The sequence below is a fragment of the Aeromonas sp. MTB genome (assembly GCF_056632455.1).
This window is the reverse complement of the sequence record NZ_CP147026.1, coordinates 848,667-866,366: the sequence shown is the minus strand read 5'-3', so window position 1 is coordinate 866,366 and position 17,700 is coordinate 848,667. Positions and strand designations below refer to the sequence as shown.

The 17,700-nt window shown below is 60.3% G+C and carries 21 protein-coding genes; 7 read left to right on the top strand and 14 right to left on the bottom strand.

Annotated features, from left to right (window positions below; genetic code table 11):
* Positions 1-68: 68 nt before the first annotated feature.
* The 9 genes from recO to rpoE form a co-directional block, all read right to left on the bottom strand.
* A complete protein-coding gene (recO, locus tag WBR25_RS04140) occupies positions 69-779 on the bottom strand; it encodes a DNA repair protein RecO (RefSeq protein ID WP_005335391.1) in 711 nt (236 codons plus the stop codon).
* Positions 780-1,679, bottom strand: a complete 900-nt coding sequence (gene era / locus WBR25_RS04135) for a GTPase Era (protein WP_005335393.1) — start codon at positions 1,677-1,679, stop codon at positions 780-782.
* Complete coding sequence (gene rnc, locus WBR25_RS04130; RefSeq protein ID WP_005335394.1) at positions 1,676-2,347, bottom strand: ribonuclease III; 672 nt, start codon at positions 2,345-2,347, stop codon at positions 1,676-1,678. The genes era and rnc overlap by 4 nt, the downstream gene beginning before the upstream one ends.
* Complete coding sequence (gene lepB / locus WBR25_RS04125) at positions 2,348-3,271, bottom strand: signal peptidase I (protein ID WP_005335395.1); 924 nt, start codon at positions 3,269-3,271, stop codon at positions 2,348-2,350.
* A gap of 3 nt (positions 3,272-3,274) precedes the next feature.
* A complete protein-coding gene (gene lepA / locus WBR25_RS04120; RefSeq protein WP_479749448.1) occupies positions 3,275-5,068 on the bottom strand; it encodes a translation elongation factor 4 in 1,794 nt (597 codons plus the stop codon).
* Positions 5,069-5,184: 116 nt separating this feature from the next.
* Positions 5,185-5,646 carry a SoxR reducing system RseC family protein gene (locus WBR25_RS04115; RefSeq protein WP_040068038.1) on the bottom strand — a complete coding sequence of 154 codons (462 nt, stop codon included), beginning with the start codon at positions 5,644-5,646 and terminating at the stop codon, positions 5,185-5,187.
* Positions 5,647-5,739: 93 nt separating this feature from the next.
* On the bottom strand, positions 5,740-6,720 hold the full coding sequence (locus tag WBR25_RS04110; protein ID WP_005335407.1) for a MucB/RseB C-terminal domain-containing protein: 981 nt from the start codon (positions 6,718-6,720) through the stop codon (positions 5,740-5,742).
* A 21-nt stretch (positions 6,721-6,741) separates the two neighbouring features.
* Complete coding sequence (locus WBR25_RS04105) at positions 6,742-7,344, bottom strand: RseA family anti-sigma factor (RefSeq protein ID WP_257691800.1); 603 nt, start codon at positions 7,342-7,344, stop codon at positions 6,742-6,744.
* Between the two features lie 22 nt (positions 7,345-7,366).
* On the bottom strand, positions 7,367-7,948 hold the full coding sequence (gene rpoE / locus WBR25_RS04100) for an RNA polymerase sigma factor RpoE (protein ID WP_005335411.1): 582 nt from the start codon (positions 7,946-7,948) through the stop codon (positions 7,367-7,369).
* 182 nt (positions 7,949-8,130) lie between these two features.
* On the opposite strand from rpoE, the gene nadB reads away from it, so the two are divergent.
* Positions 8,131-9,738 carry an L-aspartate oxidase gene (gene nadB / locus WBR25_RS04095; protein WP_005354382.1) on the top strand — a complete coding sequence of 536 codons (1,608 nt, stop codon included), beginning with the start codon at positions 8,131-8,133 and terminating at the stop codon, positions 9,736-9,738.
* 155 nt (positions 9,739-9,893) lie between these two features.
* Here nadB and WBR25_RS04090 read toward each other — a convergent pair whose 3' ends face one another.
* Both WBR25_RS04090 and WBR25_RS04085 read right to left on the bottom strand, forming a co-directional pair.
* On the bottom strand, positions 9,894-10,286 hold the full coding sequence (locus tag WBR25_RS04090; RefSeq protein ID WP_167557014.1) for a protein YgfX: 393 nt from the start codon (positions 10,284-10,286) through the stop codon (positions 9,894-9,896).
* A 19-nt stretch (positions 10,287-10,305) separates the two neighbouring features.
* Positions 10,306-10,575, bottom strand: coding sequence for an FAD assembly factor SdhE (locus WBR25_RS04085; RefSeq protein WP_005335417.1), 270 nt, complete (start codon positions 10,573-10,575; stop codon positions 10,306-10,308).
* A gap of 111 nt (positions 10,576-10,686) precedes the next feature.
* Between WBR25_RS04085 and ygfZ the strand changes: the two genes are divergently transcribed.
* Positions 10,687-11,595 (top strand): tRNA-modifying protein YgfZ, encoded by a 909-nt coding sequence (ygfZ, locus tag WBR25_RS04080; protein ID WP_479749447.1) that lies wholly within the window; start codon positions 10,687-10,689, stop codon positions 11,593-11,595.
* 6 nt (positions 11,596-11,601) lie between these two features.
* On the opposite strand, the gene WBR25_RS04075 is transcribed toward ygfZ, so the two are convergent.
* Positions 11,602-12,483, bottom strand: a complete 882-nt coding sequence (locus WBR25_RS04075) for a LysR family transcriptional regulator (RefSeq protein WP_479749446.1) — start codon at positions 12,481-12,483, stop codon at positions 11,602-11,604.
* Positions 12,484-12,608: 125 nt separating this feature from the next.
* Between WBR25_RS04075 and WBR25_RS04070 the strand changes: the two genes are divergently transcribed.
* Positions 12,609-13,055: a PACE efflux transporter gene (locus tag WBR25_RS04070; protein ID WP_047436069.1), complete on the top strand. Its 447-nt coding sequence runs from the start codon at positions 12,609-12,611 to the stop codon at positions 13,053-13,055.
* A 162-nt stretch (positions 13,056-13,217) separates the two neighbouring features.
* On the opposite strand, the gene WBR25_RS04065 is transcribed toward WBR25_RS04070, so the two are convergent.
* The gene (locus tag WBR25_RS04065; protein ID WP_069529227.1) at positions 13,218-13,574 is read right to left on the bottom strand and encodes a hypothetical protein; all 357 of its coding nucleotides are present in this window, start codon (positions 13,572-13,574) and stop codon (positions 13,218-13,220) included.
* A gap of 244 nt (positions 13,575-13,818) precedes the next feature.
* On the opposite strand from WBR25_RS04065, the gene cutA reads away from it, so the two are divergent.
* From cutA to WBR25_RS04045, 4 genes are all read left to right on the top strand, one after another.
* Positions 13,819-14,136 carry a divalent-cation tolerance protein CutA gene (gene cutA, locus WBR25_RS04060; protein ID WP_139733334.1) on the top strand — a complete coding sequence of 106 codons (318 nt, stop codon included), beginning with the start codon at positions 13,819-13,821 and terminating at the stop codon, positions 14,134-14,136.
* Positions 14,133-15,932 carry a protein-disulfide reductase DsbD gene (locus WBR25_RS04055; RefSeq protein ID WP_479749445.1) on the top strand — a complete coding sequence of 600 codons (1,800 nt, stop codon included), beginning with the start codon at positions 14,133-14,135 and terminating at the stop codon, positions 15,930-15,932. The genes cutA and WBR25_RS04055 overlap by 4 nt, the downstream gene beginning before the upstream one ends.
* Complete coding sequence (locus tag WBR25_RS04050; RefSeq protein ID WP_149152276.1) at positions 15,922-16,413, top strand: GNAT family N-acetyltransferase; 492 nt, start codon at positions 15,922-15,924, stop codon at positions 16,411-16,413. Before WBR25_RS04055 ends, WBR25_RS04050 begins: the two co-directional genes overlap by 11 nt.
* Positions 16,414-16,483: 70 nt before the next feature.
* A complete protein-coding gene (locus WBR25_RS04045; RefSeq protein WP_042080037.1) occupies positions 16,484-16,897 on the top strand; it encodes a hypothetical protein in 414 nt (137 codons plus the stop codon).
* Positions 16,898-16,951: 54 nt separating this feature from the next.
* Here the strand turns inward: WBR25_RS04045 and WBR25_RS04040 are convergent, their stop codons facing one another.
* Entirely contained in the window at positions 16,952-17,539 is a 588-nt protein-coding gene (locus WBR25_RS04040) for a hypothetical protein (protein ID WP_479749444.1), read from the bottom strand.
* Positions 17,540-17,700 lie beyond the last annotated feature (161 nt).

Sequence of the window (17,700 nt, the reverse complement as noted above, 5' to 3'; positions counted from 1 at the left end):
GGCTTCATCTGTTGACTGCGCGGTCAGCGAATCACACCGCGCCAATATCCGTATGTCTGTAATCTGTGTCAGCCTTGCATACTGGCTTTGCGTTTTAAAAACAGCTCCCGGCTCTTTAGCTGGCGCTTGCCCAGATAGGGTTGCAGTGCCAGTCGGCTGAAACGTTTGGCCGCCTGCAGCAAGGGAGGGGTATCGAAACGTCCCTCGGCAAAGGCGAGCAGGTGGGCACCGAGAAACAGGGTACGGGGATCCGGCGCCCGCTCGCAAGCAACAAAGCCCAATTCACGCTCGAAGCCATAGAGCAGGGTCGGCTCGATGGGCGACTCGTCGTCCGCCGTGTATTCGAAATCCACCGCATAACCGAGCGCCTGCAACAGCAGGAACTCGAAGCGACGCAGCGGCAGCTCCGGCGTCTCGCCGTCGGCCAGCGCCATGATGGCACGAGCATAGGCGTCGAATACTTCGGGGAACGGGGTGTGCGCTTCCAGCAGGTAGTAGACCAACTCGTTGAGATAGAGGCCGTAGAAGAGGCGATCGCCACCGAGACGCAGGGAGTGATCCGGGCATTCGACCTGGGTGAGGTTCTTGAGATCCCCCTTGCCGCGCCAGGCGATGGTGAGCAGGGTAAAGGGTTGCAGCAGCCCCTTGAGAGGGGAGCGTGGCCCGCGAGAACCGCGAGCCACCAGAGTAAATCGGCCACTATCCTGGGTGAAGACCTCGACCAGCTGGCTGGTCTCCCGATAGGGCCGACTGTGGATGACGAAAGCCGGGGTCAGCAATCAGTCGTCGCCATACCCGAGGCTGCGCAGGGCGCGCTCATCGTCAGCCCAACCGGATTTGACCTTGACCCACAGCTCGAGGTGCACCTTGTTCTGGAACAGACGTTCCATATCGAGGCGCGCTTCGGTGCCGATGGTCTTGATCTTCTCGCCCTTGTTGCCGATGACCATCTTCTTCTGGCCATCGCGCTCGACCAGGATCAGGCCGTGGATGTGGTAGAGGCCGTTCTCTTCCACCTTGAAGCGCTCGATCTCCACCGTCACCGAGTAGGGCAGCTCCTCACCGGTAAAGCGCATCAGCTTCTCGCGGATGATTTCGGAGGCCATAAAGCGGGAGGAGCGGTCGGTCACGTAATCTTCCGGGAAGAAGTGGACGTTTTCCGGCAGCAGATCCTTGGCCCACTCGCGGATCTTCTCCACGTTGGTGCCCTTTTCGGCACTGATGGGCAGGATATGGGCGAAGTTCATCTGTTGGCCCAGCCACTCGAGGTGGGGCAGCAGATCTTCTTTCTCTTTGACGTTGTCAATCTTGTTGACCGCCAGCACCACCGGGCACTTGAGATTGCGCAGCTTGCCCAGCACCATCTCGTCGTCTTTGGTCCAGTGGGTACCGTCGACCATGAACACCACCATGGCCACATCACCCAGCGAACTGGTGGCGGCACGGTTCATCAGGCGGTTGATGGCCCGTTTCTCTTCAATGTGCAGACCCGGGGTATCTACATAGATGGTCTGGTAGTTATCCTCGGTGTCGATCCCCAAAATCCGGTGACGGGTTGTCTGGGGCTTCTTCGAGGTGATGCTGACCTTCTGGCCAAGCAGCTTGTTGAGCAGGGTGGACTTGCCCACGTTGGGGCGGCCCACGATGGCGACAAAGCCGCAGTAGGTGGTATCTGTCATGACAGTTTTTCCAATGCTTGCTGCGCCGCGGCCTGTTCGGCCTTGCGACGGCTGGTGCCGACCCCGACGAGGGGACCATCCAGACCTTCCACGTCACACTGGACGGTGAACTCCTGGTTGTGGGCCTCGCCCTTGACGTTGGTCACGGTGTAGGTCGGCAGGGATTTGCGGCTTCCCTGCAAAATTTCTTGCAGACGGGTCTTGGGATCTTTCTGCTCGATGCCCGGCTTGATCTCTTCCAGGCGGCTGGCATACCAGCTCAGCAGCAGTGTCCGCACCGTCTCAAGATTGGTATCCAGATAGACGGCACCGATCACCGCCTCGACCGTGTCGGCCAGAATAGATTCGCGGCGAAAACCGCCGCTCTTGAGTTCGCCGGGGCCGAGGATCAGGTGATCCCCGAGGTCAAACTCCCGGCCCAGTTCGGCCAGGGTCTTCTCGCGCACCAAGGTGGCGCGCATCCGGCTGAGATCCCCTTCCGCCGCTTGCGGGAAACGGTGGAACAGATCATCGGCAATCACCAGACTCAAAATGGAGTCCCCCAGAAATTCCAGTCGTTCATTGTGACGGGAACCGGCGCTGCGGTGAGTCAGCGCCCGGGTCAGCAGTTCCAGATCCGCAAAAACATGCCCGAGACGGGACTGCAGTCTGTTCATCTTGATATTCATTTACTTGATTCCGCCAATGCGGTTGAAGCGCACACCTGTCGGTACCCAACTTGGCAGCAGGGAGCCTTCTTCGCGCTCGAATTCAAAACTTATCCAGATAGCGACCGCCTTGCCGACCAGATTCTGTTCGGGCACAAAGCCCCAGAAGCGGCTGTCGGTGCTGTTGTCGCGGTTGTCGCCCATCACGAAATACTGACCTTCCGGTACCACCCACTCGTCGGGGTAGGTGCCGGGCTGGCGATAGTAACGGCCAACCATGTCGGGCATCAGCGGATTGCGCAGGGTCTCGTGGGAGACATCACCCAACTGCTCGGTATAGCGGTCAAGGGGGATCCCCATCTGGGTAAATTCGCCTCTTTGTTCAAACTTGACGTCGAGCTTCTTGAAGCCCGGGCACGTTTTCCCTTCCTGCTCTTCGCACTTGGGCCGGATCATCAGCTCCTTGTTGCGATAGATGACCCGATCACCCGGCATGCCGACCACCCGCTTGATGTAGTCAACGCGCGGTTCAAGGGGATACTTGAACACCACCACGTCGCCACGCTTGGGCTCGCCAGTCTCGAGGAACTTGGTGTTGGTCACCGGGTCCCGCAGACCATAGGCAAATTTTTCCACCAGGATGAAGTCGCCCACCAGCAGGGTGGGCATCATGGAACCTGACGGGATCTGGAACGGTTCAAAAATGAACGAACGCAGGATCAGCACAAAGGTGATGACCGGGAAGACCCCGGCGGTCTGCTCAATCCAGACCGGCACGGGGGCCACCTTGGCCAGGGTCTTCTCATCCAGGTGGGCACCGCCATGGGCACGAGCCACGGCAATCTTGGCGGCGCGCTGCTTGGACCAAATCATCTTGTCCAGACACCAGATAACACCGGTGATCGCGCAGACCACCACCAGGATCAGGGAAAACGTGCTTGCCATCTATTAATCCTTTCCGACGTGGAGAATCGCGAGGAAGGCTTCCTGCGGCACGTCGACACGGCCGAGGGACTTCATCCGCTTCTTACCTTCTTTCTGCTTGTTCAGCAGTTTCTTCTTACGACTCACGTCACCACCGTAGCACTTGGCGGTTACGTCTTTACGCAGAGCCTTGACGGTGCTGCGAGCGATGATCTGGTTGCCGATGGCCGCCTGAATGGCGATATCGAACATCTGGCGCGGGATCAGCTCGCGCATCTTCTCCACCACCTGACGACCGCGATACTGGGCGTTGTCTTTGTGGGTGATGATTGCCAGGGCATCGACGCGCTCACCGTTGATCATGATGTCCAGACGGACCATGTCGGAGGTTTCGAAACGCTTGAAGCCGTAGTCCAGCGAGGCGTAACCGCGACTGGTGGATTTCAGACGGTCGAAGAAGTCGAGCACCACTTCCGCCATCGGGATTTCATAGGTCAGTGCCACCTGCTTGCCGTGGTAGACCATGTTGGTCTGCACGCCACGCTTCTCGATACAGAGGGTGATCACGTTGCCCATGTACTCCTGCGGCAGCAGGATATGACACTCGGCGATCGGCTCGCGCATCTCCTTGATGCTGGTGATGGCAGGCATCTGGGCCGGGCTGTCGATGTGGATGGTGGAACCGTCAGTCAGCTCGATCTCGTAGACTACGGTCGGCGCCGTGGTGATCAGATCCAGATCGTATTCACGCTCCAGACGCTCCTGAATGATCTCCATGTGCAGCATGCCGAGGAAGCCGCAACGGAAGCCGAAGCCCAGTGCAGTAGAGCTCTCCGGTTCGAAGAACAGGGAGGCATCGTTCAGGGAGAGCTTGTCGAGGGCGTCACGGAACGACTCGTAGTCATCGCTGGAGATAGGGAACAGACCCGCATAAACCTGCGGCTTCACCTTCTTGAAGCCGGCCAGCGCCTTGTCGGCACCGTTCTTGGCCTGAGTCAGGGTATCGCCCACCGGCGCGCCGTGGATGTCCTTGATACCGCAGACAACCCAACCTACCTCGCCACAGCCCAGACTCTGGGTATCCACCTGCTTGGGCGTGAAGATACCGATACGATCGACACCCCACACCTGACCGGTGCTCATCACCTTGATCTTGTCGTTCTTCTTCAGGGAACCGTTCTTGATCCGCACCAGAGAGACAACACCCAGATAGGAGTCGAACCAGGAGTCGATGATCAGCGCCTGCAGCGGGGCATCCGGATCACCTTCCGGCGCCGGGATCTTGGCGACGATCTCTTCCAGCACCAGATCAACACCCAGACCGGTCTTGGCGGAGCAGCGCACCGCATCGACCGCATCGATACCGACGATGTCTTCGATCTCCTCGGCAACCCGCTCGGGTTCTGCGGCCGGCAGGTCAATCTTGTTCAGCACCGGCACCACTTCCAGATCCATTTCCATGGCGGTGTAGCAGTTGGCCAGAGTCTGTGCCTCAACCCCCTGGCCGGCATCCACCACCAGCAGCGCCCCTTCACAGGCCGCCAAAGAGCGGGAGACCTCGTAGGAGAAATCCACGTGGCCCGGGGTGTCGATAAAGTTCAGCTGGTAGGTGTTACCGTCTTGTGCCTGGTAGTTCAGGGTCACACTCTGTGCTTTGATGGTAATGCCGCGCTCGCGCTCCAGATCCATGGAGTCAAGCACCTGAGCCTGCATCTCGCGGTCGGACAAGCCACCGCAAGTCTGGATCAGACGGTCCGACAGGGTCGATTTACCGTGGTCGATGTGCGCAATAATCGAAAAGTTACGAATGTGTTTCATCGAGCAAGAGTCACTCAAAATTAGTTAAGGTCAGTTATGGAGGCGAGATTTTACTGGATAACCCGGCTGACGGCCATTCTTTAGTCGCCAGCGCCAGTGAAATAGCGCCTGTTCAGTCAGGGGAGAATGCGGACAGGGACGACCACGCCGAGCATCTGCGGGCCGTAGCGCCCCTGATCCAGGCGGTTGGAAAAGTAACGAACCAGTAAAAAGCCCAGCACGCCCCCCAGCAGGCAGCAGAGAATGGTAATTCCCTCCCCGCCCGAGAGCAGCGGTGCCAGCCAGAGCTGCCCCAGCAAGGCGCCGGCCAACAGGCAGAAAAGCGGCAGCACATAGACCAGCGCCGCCCCGCGCAGCAGACTCTCCTGCGGGATACCGAGCCTCACTTGCTGGCCAACCCGCACCTCGGCGGTCAGCCTGACCCGCAAGCGGGGAGCTTTCAGGGGAAACGCCTTGGCCACGGTGCCGGTACCGCAGTTGGATTGCTGCTGACAACCACTGCAGGCGGAGCGACGCTCACACTCCACCCAGGCATGGTCACCCTCAATGGCCACCACGGTCGCCAGCTCTTCACTCATCTCATTCACGGCAACACCTCGGGTTCACACAATCAGGGGATCTGACCACGACTCGCCACGCTCGGCAAGCGGTGAAGAACCCCGCATCCCCCGTTACTGCACCGCTTCGTTGCGGGCCAGCGGCTGGACCGACTCGGCGATGCGCTTGGCGGTTTCGGCAGGCACCTCACCGACCACGGTGATCTCGACCCCCACCTCGTTGACATAGCTCACCAGCGAGGTCGCCCCCTGGCGGATCAGCTGCTGGCGCACCGCCTGCTTGGGATCCACCCGGGAGACGTAGACCGAGAGATCCACCAGCCCGTCGGAGAGCATCATGTAGTCCACCGGCATACTGGTGGTCACCAGCTGGTGCCGGTCTTGCGACAGCACCTTGAAGCCATCGGGCAGCCAGGTGATCTGCCAGTTCAACTGCTGTTGTGGCGCCGGATAGGCATCCTCCAGCGCCAGCGCCGGAGGCTGCTTGCTGTTGGCCAGCTTCACCAGCCAGGGGGCCGGTTTGCTCTGCAGATCCAGTTCGACACCGAGCACCTGCTCCACCAGATTGCCTTCCCGCTCGACCATGTCGATCCGCAGCAGCAAGTGGCTCTGCTCATCAATCCAGAGCACGAAACCATATTTGTCGGCCTCTTTAGGCACCAGCCTTACCACCTGCGCCACCACACCGGCAACCCGGCTGCGGCCGGCCAGCACAGGATCATAGCTCTCCAGCACCTGTGCCAGCGGCATCTTCACCAGGGTCGACCAGATGCCGGGGAAGCGGGCATCCTTCAGGGTGTAGGGATCGTGGCTGTTTTCAAAGAAGGTGTATTCGTTCTGGCGCTGGAGATACTCGATCGCCTTGCCGTCGAGGTAACTGAGGTGGGCCACTTCCTTGCCGTTGATCACGGCATGGCTGATCCGGATCGGTTCAAGACGCCCCTGACGGGCCTTGACCATGGACAACTCGAAATTCTGTTGCTGCACGGCACTCTGCATCTGCTGCAACAAGGCCTCGGCCGACTTATCGTCGGCCGAGGCCTTGGCACTGATCAGCAGGAGAGAGGCCAGCAAAATACGGCTGGACTGGCGCACGTTTGTATCCCTGACAATTCGTTATTGTTGGATCTGTCTGTCTTGCAACAGGCGCTGCTGCAACTGGTGGTCACGCAGGAAGGCGTTGATCCGCTCCCGCTGCTCCTGCATCTGCTGTTCGGTCAGCCCCTGCTGACGGGCACGGGCGCCATCCTGTTGCGGATAGTGAACACTCACAGGTGCAGCACTGCCACCGATTGGAATGGTATTGAGCACCGGATTGGCCGGAACGCCATCCTGTCCCTGATACTGCTGCACCCCGAAGATAACGGCAGCGGCCACGGATGCCGCAATGGCATATTGACCCAGTTGCTGACCGACCCGGCGGAACAACGGAACCACATTGGCATCTGTCTTGACCGGTGCAACGACAGGTTGCAGCACAGGCAGAACCTCAACCGGCTTGGGTGCCAGTATGGTGGGCTCATCCTCCAGCGCAGCCATGATGCTGTCACTGAGATCCAGTTGCAGATTGACCGGCAGGTCACCCCGCATGGCATCGCCGATCAGGTGGTAACGACCCCAGGTATCTTGCAAGTCGGAGTCCATCTCCAGCTCGTTCAGTACCTCTGCGTCACTCAGGTCACCATCCATCAGGGCAGAGATTTGCTCTTTATTTGCCATAAGTTAACCCGTCTTTCCCCAGTTAATTCTCGATCAGAGGTTGCAGCTTTTTATCGATTGCTTCCCTCGCCCGGAAGATACGGGATCTGACCGTACCCACGGGGCAATCCATGATTTCGGCAATCTCTTCGTAGCTCAGCCCTTCCAGTTCGCGAAGGGTGATAGCTGTCCTCAGGTCTTCCGGCAATGCCTCTATGGCTGAAAACACGGTGCGTTTGATCTCGTCAGTCAGCGCCAGGTTTTCGGGGGTTGAGACCTCTTGCAAGGCTTCACCACCGCCATAAGACTCCGCTTCGTCAGCCTCCACATCACTGCTGGGCGGCCTGCGCCCCTGGGAGGTGAGATAATTCTTCGCCGTGTTCACGGCAATTCGGTACAACCAGGTGTAAAAAGCACTTTCGCCACGGAATGTCGGCAATGCACGGTAGGCTTTTATAAAGGCCTCTTGCGCCACATCGGGCACATCACCGGGATTGTTGACATACCTGGCAACCAGGTTGACCACCTTATGCTGGTATTTTTTTACCAACAGGTTGAAAGCTGCTTTATCGCCGCGCTGGACCCGTTCAACCAGCTGTTCGTCCAGTAGATTCTGGTCGCTCATCAGAGCCGTAAAACCCCCATCAGGTTATCGTTTTTCTTTTCCGGCCCTTCCTAAGCGCACAAGTTCAGACAGGGAGAATCAAAGAAAGTTCGCTTCAATTGAAAAAAATGTGATGCAGGCTGCATCCTCGCCCTCGCTTGGGCTACCATGGTGCCAGTTCTTAATCCAGGCCAATGATACTTATGAAAGCAAGTGTTGAATACCTTTGCGATGTACTGATCATTGGCAGCGGTGCCGCTGGTTTGTCCCTCGCGTTGCGATTGGCAGACCACGCCAAAGTCCTGGTTCTGAGCAAGGGGCCCATCAGTGAAGGGGCCACTTTCTATGCGCAAGGAGGCATCGCTGCCGTTTTCGACGAAACCGACAGCATCGAATCCCACGTGAGCGACACGCTCAACGCGGGCGCCGGGTTGTGTGACCCGGCAGTGGTGGAGTTCACCGCCCGCCACGCCCGCGAGTCCATCCAGTGGCTCATTCAGCAAGGGGTCCCCTTCGATCAGGAGGAGAACGCCGACGGCGAGTCTCAGTACCACCTCACCCGGGAAGGGGGCCACAGCCATCGCCGCATCTTCCACGCGGCCGACGCCACCGGCAAGGCGGTGCAACTGACCCTGATCGATCAGGTGCGCGCTCACCCCAATATCCAGCTGATGGAGCGCTTCAACGCGGTCGACCTCATCACCACCCGCAAGCTCAACCTGCCGGGCAACAAGGTACTGGGCGCCTACGTCTGGAACCGCAATGCCGAGCAGGTCGAGGTGATCCGTGCCCGTTTCGTGGCACTGGCCACCGGAGGTGCTTCCAAGGTCTACCAGTACACCTCCAACCCGGATGTGAGCTCTGGCGATGGCATCGCCATGGCATGGCGGGCCGGCTGCCGGGTGGCGAACCTGGAGTTCAACCAGTTCCACCCCACCAGCCTGTTCCACCCGGACGACCCCAACTTCCTGCTGACCGAAGCACTGCGTGGCGAGGGGGCCTATCTACGCCGCCCGGACGGCAGCCGCTTTATGCCGGAGTTTGACGAGCGGGCCGAGCTGGCGCCGCGCGACATCGTCGCCCGCGCCATCGACCACGAGATGAAGCGGCTCGGGGCGGATTGCATGTATCTGGATATCAGCCACAAACCGGCCGACTTCATCATCAAGCACTTCCCGACCATTTATGAGCGCTGCCTTGCGGTCGGTATCGATATCACCAAGGAGCCGATGCCCATAGTGCCGGCCGCCCACTACACCTGTGGCGGCGTGATGATCGACAACAACGGCCAGACCGATATCCCCGGCCTCTACGCCATCGGTGAAGTGACCTACACCGGTCTGCACGGCGCCAACCGCATGGCCTCCAACTCCCTGCTGGAATGCGTGGTCTATGCCCATCAGGCGGGGGCCGACATTCTGGCCAAGCTGCCGATGAGCGTGGAGCCACCGCGCCTGCCGGTGTGGGACGAGAGCAAGGTGGAAGATTCCGACGAACTGGTGGTGATCCAGCACAACTGGCACGAGCTGCGGTTGATGATGTGGGATTACGTGGGGATAGTGCGTACCAACAAGCGCCTCGCCCGCGCCAAGCGCCGCATCGACCTGCTCAAGCAGGAGGTGCAGGAGTACTACGCCAACTTCCGCGTCTCCAACAACCTGCTGGAGCTGCGCAACCTGCTGCAGGTGGCCGAACTTATCGTCAACTGCGCCCTGCAGCGCAAGGAGTCGCGCGGCCTGCACTACAACCTGGATTATCCGGATATGCTGCCGGACTCCAAGCCGACCGTACTGACCCCGGAGCGGGATTAATCCCCCTTCCTGTCAAACGTTACAGCAATCAGTGACCCCGCCCCGGCGGGGTCACTTGTTTTCAACCGCTTTTCAGCCACAAAAAGAGTGCCGCCAGCCACATTGCAGCAGCTTATCGCGATAAATCAGCGCATGGTCATCACGGAAAGCAGGCGTCAGCGCCGGGACGGCAGAAAGTGGATGGCTCGCGCCAGCAGGCGGTAATGTTCGGGGGGAAGGGCATCGGAGAAGAGCCACAGTTGCCGTGGCGACACGGCTCCACTCTCTTGCGGATCGGGACAAAGCGCCAGCCTGAGCACACCGGGCAGAATGCGGCTTTTCTTGTCAAGCTGATAGCGACGACCTTGCCACTGTAGCCACTGGCCATCCCAGACGAGCTCGCACGGGGGCGCGGCGAGCGCACGCCAGCTCAGCCAGAGCGACACCAACCAGACGGGCAGCCACAGTGCCCACTGCCAACCGGCAATCAGGCCAGCCACCGGCCAGAGCAGCAACAAAAAGAGGGCCACCAGCAAATATTGCTGATGGCGGGAGGGGTGAACCGTCATGATCACCCGCTCCACGGTATTACCCCTGGCGGTCGTGGCGCGCCTGATTGCGCTCCAGGATCATCGGGATCATGGCGGCAAATGCGGGATCGGCAGGGACACCATGACCCATGCACCATTTGAACAGATCCGGATCGTCGCTCGCCAGCAGGCGGATAAAGGTCTGCTGATCGGCTTCGCTCAGGGAGTCGAACTCGTGTTCGAAAAAGGGCATAAAGATCACATCCAGCTCGAGCATACCGCGACGGCAGGCCCACTTCAGGCGGGATTTTTCAACTGGGCTCAACATGGCACTCTCCTTACAAAGACCGGGGGATGGTACCAGCTGGATTTTCCGGCTGACAAACATTAGTTACGTCTTTACCATGCAGCTCACATACTTTCTCTCTGGAATACCATCGTGAGCCTGCAACCACCTGTTTTTCCTGCCGAGCCGACCCGCTTCCCCCTGACCAAGCTGGCCATCACCCGTATCAGCGGCCAGGATCGCGCCAAATATCTGCAAGGTCAGGTCACCTGTGATGTCAACGCCCTGCAACCGGGGCAACAGACCCCGGGCGGCCACTGTGATCCCAAGGGCAAGCTGTGGAGCAATTTCCGCCTGCTCTGCCTCGACGACAGTCTGCTGCTGCTGACCAGCCCCTCTGTACTGGAGCGTCAGTTGCCGGAGCTGAAGAAATTTGCCGTCTTCTCCAAGGTCGAGATCGCCGCCGATGAACGCCACGCCACCGGGATCGCCGGTGCGGGCAGCGATGAGTGGATCGCCGAGCAGTTTGGCCTTCTGCAGAGCGGTCTGATCGACGGCGGCATGGCGGTGAAGATTGAGCAGGATCGCTGGCTGCTGGTGAGCAATCAGCAAGCCGACGCCTTGCCGCAAGGTGACGAATCACTCTGGTGGGGGCTCGAGATCAAGGCGGGCCTGCCGCACATGGAGGCGGTGCATCAGGGGGAGTTCATCCCGCAGATGCTCAACCTGCAGGCACTGGACGGCATCAGCTTCAACAAGGGCTGCTACATGGGGCAAGAGACGGTGGCCCGCGCCAAGTATCGCGGCGCCAACAACCGCGCCCTGTTCCTTCTGGCGGGGACTACCGGCGAGCCGGTCGCCAGCGGCGATACCCTGGAGCTGCAACTGGGTGACAACTGGCGCCGCAGCGGCATGGTGCTCAACGCCTGGCAACAGGCCGGGCAGGTGTGGCTCACCGCCGTGCTACCAAAAGATACCGAGGCTGACGCCCAATTCCGCCTCAAGCAGGACGAAGGCTCCCGCCTCACCCTGCAACCCCTGCCTTACGCCCTGACCGAGTAAGGTCGGCTAGCGAGGCACGCGCGCCAGCAGTGCCTCCTTCAGCCAGCGCCCCGCCTGCCCCAGCGGGCGGGCGCGATGCCACTGCAGCTCCAGCGCCAGCGCGTGGCTGGCGATAAAGTCCGGCTCCAACACAACAACCTCGCCCCGCTTCAGCGGTTGATGCAGCAGAAATTCCGGGATGGCGGACCAGCCAAGGCCCCGCTTGACCAGCTCCAGCACCCCGAGATCCCCCTCGACCCACCACACCTGAGCCGAGATGCGAAAACGCTGGCGCTCGCTCCCTTCCCGTCGGCCGGTCACCATCAGCTGGCGTGCCCCCTGCAGATCGACCTCCCGCAGCGGCTGCTTGCGGGCCAGCGGATGATCCGGTGACACCACCAGCGGCATGGTCACCTCCCCCAGCGAATGGGCGACAATCTCTCGCTGGGGATGCACCTTCTGATAACTGATGCCGAGCTGGGCCCGGCCGGTCACCAGCATCTCGGTCACATCCTCCATCAGCGGGAAGAGCAGCTCCAGCTCCACGGTCGGGTAACGAGTGGCGAAATCCTCCAGCAGGGTGCCGAGCCAGGGGAGGTGGGAATCATCATCGATGGCCAGGGTGAGGCGCGTCTCCACCCCGGCCGCCAGCTCTCCGGCAATGGATTGCAACCGTTCACTCTGCGCCAGCAGGATCCCCGCCTCCTGCACCATGCGTGCCCCCGCCTCCGTCAGCTGCGGATAGCGGCCGCTGCGGTCAAACAGGGTGAGCGCCAGATCGATCTCCAGATTGGCGATGGCGCTGCTCACTACCGACTGCGCCTTGCCCAGCTTGCGGGCGGCAGCGGAAAACGAGCCGGTTTCGGCGGCCGCCAGCAAGATCCTCAGTTGTTCCAGTGATGGCGTCATCTTATGGCCCTCCGGCAAGCCCTCTCATCAATCTATTTTAGCGATGGATACCAACATGAATCTATCGCTAAAGATCTATAGATTAACCTGCAATTCGTGAATGAACCTGATTGAGAGAGTGACTTATGCGTACCCGTAACGATCGCCTGCGCCATGCCATTGGCTTTGAATTCATTGGCCTGCTGATTGCCGCCCCGCTGGCCAGCTGGGTTACCGGGGTAGGGCTCAACCATATGGGCCCGCTGGCACTGTTCTTCTCGGTGCTGGCCACCGTCTGGAACTACATCTACAACATCGGGGTCGACAAGCTGCTGCTCAAATATCAGGGCCATACCCACAAAACCCTGTGGCAACGGGTGCTGCATACCTTCGGCTTTGAGGGCGGTCTGCTGATCGTCGCGCTGCCGGTCATGTCCTGGTGGCTGAGCGTCAGCCTGCTGGAAGCGCTGGTGCTGGATCTGGGCTTCGTCGTCTTCTATCTGATCTATGCCTTCGTCTACAACTGGGGCTATGACAAGGTGTTCCCCATCCCCCGCGAAGTGCCGCACGGCATGCCACAAGAGGCGCGCTAAGGCACGAATCAGTTGGATTGAAACCGAGAAGTGAAGGTCAACAAGGAAAGACTACAGAAGAAACGACACGGCCCCATCATGACAGACATGATGGGGCCGCAACAGGGATCAGCGCTGGCAGGCCGGCTGATTCAGAGGTAAGGATTCAGGCCTGCCCGTCGCTCAAGCCTGGGCCTTGAGCTCTTCGCCGCTCTCGTCAGTTGCGACAGCCTCTTCAGGCTGCGCCTGAGCGGCCTGCAGCGCTTCCAGCTCGCTCTGATAATCGCTCAGGATCTGCTGGGCAACCGCCATATCTCCCTTGTGTTTGCGCTCGAACAGATGGTGCTGCACCACGCCGTTGAGATACTCCACTGTAATGGGCTGCTCCAGGGTGGCCATCAGCTCCTCTTTCTCCAGCTCGGCATTGATTTCATCGGCGGTCGTGCGCAGCAGCCCGGCCAATTGAACCAACATGCGGCGCTCACCTTCGCGCAGCAGGCTCAACATGCGGTTTCTCTGCTGCTCATTCTGTTGGGTCATACATTTCCTTACGTCAATTGGGAACAAGCCCGCTCATTCTGCCCTGTCCCCATGACAGCGTCTATCTCATGCCCCCCACAAATTTTTGGCGCTGGCTCACAAATGGCTACAGATGCTATTTGAAGCGCCTCTGGGGTATAGTAGCCCCTGATTTTCAGGCGCTTTTTTCACCTTCATCCACAGACAGGGATGAGACGGCAAGGGCGCCTGCCCGGTTTACCCCAACGAGGTGAAGATCCGCTTTATGACCGACGCCATTGTGGTGCTCTGCACCTGCCCAGATCAAACCAGTGCCGACCTTCTCTGCGAGCAGCTGCTGAACCAGCGGCTGGCCGCCTGCATCAATCAACTGCCGGGCGTCACCTCCGTCTATCGCTGGCAAGGCAAGGTGGAGCGCGCCACCGAGATTCAGCTCATCATCAAATCCCGCCAGCCACTCTTTGCCGAGTTGCAGGCATGTATTCAAGCCAATCACCCCTATGAGGTGCCCGAGCTGCTGGCCCTGCCGGTGAGTGCCGGACTACCTGCCTATCTCGACTGGCTCAATGGGGAGACCTCATGACGTTCAATCGCTTGCTCTTTCCCCTGTTGCTGCTCTGTGCCCTGTTGATGACAACAGTGGGCAGCTCCCCTGCCCGCGCCAGCGGCGCCGATCTGCTCAGCTCGCTGGGTATTGAGGCCAACGCCAAGCCCAAATTTTTGCAGGTCGATGAGGCCTTTCAGATCGAGAGCGAACAGCGTGGCGATCAGCTGCTGCTGACCCTCCATATCGCCGACGACTACTACCTCTATCGCCACAGCCTGCGCTTCAAGGGAAGCAATCTCACCTTCAGCGAGCCGACCCTGCCAGAAGGCACCGAGCACGAGGATGACTTCTTCGGCAAGACCCGGGTCTACTACCAGCAGGTGAGCATCGCGGTGCCGCTCAAAGACGTGGGTGACGGCGCCACCCTGCGGGTGCGCTATCAGGGCTGTACCGACGGCCTCTGCTACCCGCCGACCGACAAACTGATCGACGTGGCCCCGCTGGTCACGGCAACCACAGCGTCCACTGCTGAAACGGCACAAAGCGTCGCACCGGTTAGCCAGCAGGATCAGCTGGCCGCCGCCCTCGGCCATCAGGGGTTCTGGCTCAGCATCGTCGCCTTCTTCGCCCTGGGATTGGGGCTCGCCTTCACCCCCTGCGTCTTCCCCATGTATCCCATTCTGACCGGCATCATCGCCGGTGCCGGCCATCGCCTTTCTACCGGTCGTGCCTTCCTGCTCTCCATGGTCTATGTGCAGGGGATGGCGGTCACCTACACCCTGCTGGGTCTGGTAGTGGCCTCGGCGGGTTTGAAATTCCAGGCGGCGCTGCAACACCCCTATGTGCTGATCGGCCTCTCGGTGATGTTCGTGCTGCTGGCCCTCTCCATGTTCGGACTCTATACCCTGCAACTGCCGAGCAGTTTGCAAACCCGTCTCTCCGGCCTCTCCAACCGCCAGCAGGGCGGCTCGGTAGTCGGGGTCGCCATCATGGGGATGATCTCCGGGCTGGTCTGCTCCCCCTGCACCACGGCGCCGCTCTCGGGGGCGCTGATCTACGTGGCCCAGAGCGGTGATCTCTGGCTTGGCGGGGCGGCGCTCTATGCGCTGTCACTGGGGATGGGGCTGCCGCTGCTGCTGCTCGGCACCTCGGGTGGCAAGCTACTGCCCAAGGCGGGCGCCTGGATGGATGTGATCAAGCAGCTGTTTGGTTTTGCCCTGCTGGCAGTGCCGATCCTGCTGCTGTCACGGCTCTGGAGCGATCAGATTGCTACTCTCGCCTGGCTCGGCTGGGGGCTGCTGCTGTGCGGCTATCTCTATCACCACAACCAGCACCAGCCCCACTCGGTGGCCAAAAGCGTGCGCGGCTTCGTGCTGTTGCTGGCGATGATCAGCGCCGTGGTAGTGGGCAAGGATCTGCTGCAACCGGCCCCCCCTGCTGCCGTCACGGCGGATGCCAGTCAAACGGCGCCGCAGTTTATCCGCATCAAGACCCTGGATGATCTCAAGGTGCAGCTAGCCGCCGCCCGCGGCAAGCCGGTGCTGCTTGACCTCTACGCCGACTGGTGCGTCGCCTGCAAGGAGTTCGAGCACAAGACCTTCAGCGACCCGGCAGTGCGCGAGCGCTTCGGCCAGATGGTGCTGCTGCAGGCGGATGTCACCGCCAACGACGATGCCGATGTCGAGCTGCTCAACGGTCTCAATGTGCTGGGGCTGCCGACCCTCATCTTCTTCGACCGCGAGGGCAAGGAGCTGACAGGCCAGCGGGTCACCGGTTTTATGGCGCCTATTCCCTTTGCCAAACACCTCGAGATGGTAAGTGATGCACACTGAGTTGCGTCGGCTGCAGACAAGCGATGCACCTGCCTTGCAGCGGCTGTTCGAGCAGACCCCCTCCTATCAGGCGGCGGTGAGCAATGACCCTCTCTCTGCACAGGCAGGAGAAGAGGAACTTGTCGCCTGCCCATCCGGCCTGCCTCTCTCCGACAAACATCTCATCGGCCGCTGGGAGCAGGGAGAACTCACCGCTGTCATTGATCTGCTGCGCGGCTACCCCAATCCAGACACCGCCTATCTGGGTCTGTTACTGGTGGGGGAACCCTGGCAAGGGAGTGGCCGTGGTCAGTCGCTCTATCTTCACGCCTGCACGCTGGCAAGCTCATGGGGGGCTACCCGGCTTCGCCTCTCAGTGATTGCCAGCAATGAGAGTGCTCTATCCTTCTGGCTGCGCAGAGGCTTCACCGAGTGCTATCGCCGCGAGCTGGCTGGTTATCGGGCCGAGGCCATCGTGCTGGAACGTTCACTGGAACCGTGAGCCGAGGTTTGCCGCCGCGCATTCGCGTGGCACAATCGCCCCTCTCGTTTTGCACTTGTCCGGAGTTTTGATGAAAAAGTGGTTCATCCCCCTGCTAGCCCTCTGGCTTTATGGCTGCAGTGCAGGGCCCGGTGAAGAGGATATCCGCCAGCAGGTCACCGCCAAGCTACTGGCCGAGACAGACGCCAACCTGTTCGATATCAGCGACTTCACCATCCTCGGCAAGGAGGAGCGGATGGAGGGGGTCTATCTGGTCAAGGTGAGTTACCAGCTCCACTTCAAGCAGGGGCTCGATCAGTTGCAGGTGTTGCACGACGAGGACCTGGTCTACGACCGGGTTGGCCCCTTCCAGCAGGAGATGGGGCTGATGGAGCTCGAGCGAAAATATGGCGAGTTCGAGGCGGGCCAGGTGCTGCCACAAGAGGCCGAGGTGTGGATGATGAAGGACGAACAGGGATGGCGGCTGGCGGAACCGGCCCAATAAAGGGCTGCCCACCCCTTACGCACTGCAACGACTGGACTGCCGTTGCCAACCAGCTCAAACCTGGGTATCGACCCGATACCCTTTTCGCTCGGCGGTTTCGCTCGGCAACTTGCTGGCCAACCCTGACAGCACCTCCTTGAGGGTGACCCCTCTCTCTGCCGCACCACTGCTCTCCAGCAGCTTGGTCAGCTGGTTCTGCAAGGGGTTCAACGCTTCGCTTTCGGCTCCTTGCTCGCTCTCTTTTCCCTGTCCGCCCTGCTGATCCAGCGTCTCCAGCAGGCGCTCCAGATCCCGTTTGAGCGGGTTTTCGCTGCTGTCGGCGATGGCGAGTTTGCGCTGTTCCTGCTCTTGCCGCTGTTGTTGCTGCAATGCCAACTGCTGCTCCTGCTGCTGTTGCAGGGAGCCCATCATGGTGTTGATGAACGCTTCCAGCGAATCCCTGATTGAAACAGTGCCACCGCCGCTGCTCTCCCCTTGCGGTGACAGCCCCAGCTCATCCAGCACAGCGCCAAGGTCGCGCACCAGGCTGTCACTGCCCGTTGATGGTGAAGTCACAGCCCGCTCCTGTGCCTGCACGGCGGGAGAACCCTGCCGTTGCGCCAGCGGGGTGAGCCCGCCTGACGCGACCACATTTATCTCCATCTTGGCCCTCCTCTCCCCGTCCTCGGCCCTTTCTCGGCAAATATTCCGGCAATCTGACAACCCCTTGCCCCTTGGCAGATAACCGCTCTCACACCTAAAAGATAGCGCCAATCGGACGAGATTGGCGCGAATGCATCTTTTGGTCTATCGGGCGGAACGAT

What these genes read in the sequence shown, in the direction of transcription:
- nadB (WP_005354382.1), top strand. Translation starts at nt 8,131, where the DNA reads ATGAAAGCAAGTGTTGAATACCTTTGCGATGTACTGATCATTGGCAGC.
- rnc (WP_005335394.1), bottom strand. Translation starts at nt 2,347, where the DNA reads ATGAATATCAAGATGAACAGACTGCAGTCCCGTCTCGGGCATGTTTTT.
- lepA (WP_479749448.1), bottom strand. Translation starts at nt 5,068, where the DNA reads ATGAAACACATTCGTAACTTTTCGATTATTGCGCACATCGACCACGGT.
- WBR25_RS04085 (WP_005335417.1), bottom strand. Translation starts at nt 10,575, where the DNA reads ATGTTGAGCCCAGTTGAAAAATCCCGCCTGAAGTGGGCCTGCCGTCGC.
- WBR25_RS04115 (WP_040068038.1), bottom strand. Translation starts at nt 5,646, where the DNA reads ATGAGTGAAGAGCTGGCGACCGTGGTGGCCATTGAGGGTGACCATGCC.
- WBR25_RS04050 (WP_149152276.1), top strand. Translation starts at nt 15,922, where the DNA reads ATGCACACTGAGTTGCGTCGGCTGCAGACAAGCGATGCACCTGCCTTG.
- cutA (WP_139733334.1), top strand. Translation starts at nt 13,819, where the DNA reads ATGACCGACGCCATTGTGGTGCTCTGCACCTGCCCAGATCAAACCAGT.
- era (WP_005335393.1), bottom strand. Translation starts at nt 1,679, where the DNA reads ATGACAGATACCACCTACTGCGGCTTTGTCGCCATCGTGGGCCGCCCC.
- WBR25_RS04075 (WP_479749446.1), bottom strand. Translation starts at nt 12,483, where the DNA reads ATGACGCCATCACTGGAACAACTGAGGATCTTGCTGGCGGCCGCCGAA.
- WBR25_RS04040 (WP_479749444.1), bottom strand. Translation starts at nt 17,539, where the DNA reads ATGGAGATAAATGTGGTCGCGTCAGGCGGGCTCACCCCGCTGGCGCAA.
- WBR25_RS04090 (WP_167557014.1), bottom strand. Translation starts at nt 10,286, where the DNA reads ATGACGGTTCACCCCTCCCGCCATCAGCAATATTTGCTGGTGGCCCTC.
- rpoE (WP_005335411.1), bottom strand. Translation starts at nt 7,948, where the DNA reads ATGAGCGACCAGAATCTACTGGACGAACAGCTGGTTGAACGGGTCCAG.
- WBR25_RS04065 (WP_069529227.1), bottom strand. Translation starts at nt 13,574, where the DNA reads ATGACCCAACAGAATGAGCAGCAGAGAAACCGCATGTTGAGCCTGCTG.
- WBR25_RS04070 (WP_047436069.1), top strand. Translation starts at nt 12,609, where the DNA reads ATGCGTACCCGTAACGATCGCCTGCGCCATGCCATTGGCTTTGAATTC.
- WBR25_RS04105 (WP_257691800.1), bottom strand. Translation starts at nt 7,344, where the DNA reads ATGGCAAATAAAGAGCAAATCTCTGCCCTGATGGATGGTGACCTGAGT.
- WBR25_RS04055 (WP_479749445.1), top strand. Translation starts at nt 14,133, where the DNA reads ATGACGTTCAATCGCTTGCTCTTTCCCCTGTTGCTGCTCTGTGCCCTG.
- WBR25_RS04045 (WP_042080037.1), top strand. Translation starts at nt 16,484, where the DNA reads ATGAAAAAGTGGTTCATCCCCCTGCTAGCCCTCTGGCTTTATGGCTGC.
- lepB (WP_005335395.1), bottom strand. Translation starts at nt 3,271, where the DNA reads ATGGCAAGCACGTTTTCCCTGATCCTGGTGGTGGTCTGCGCGATCACC.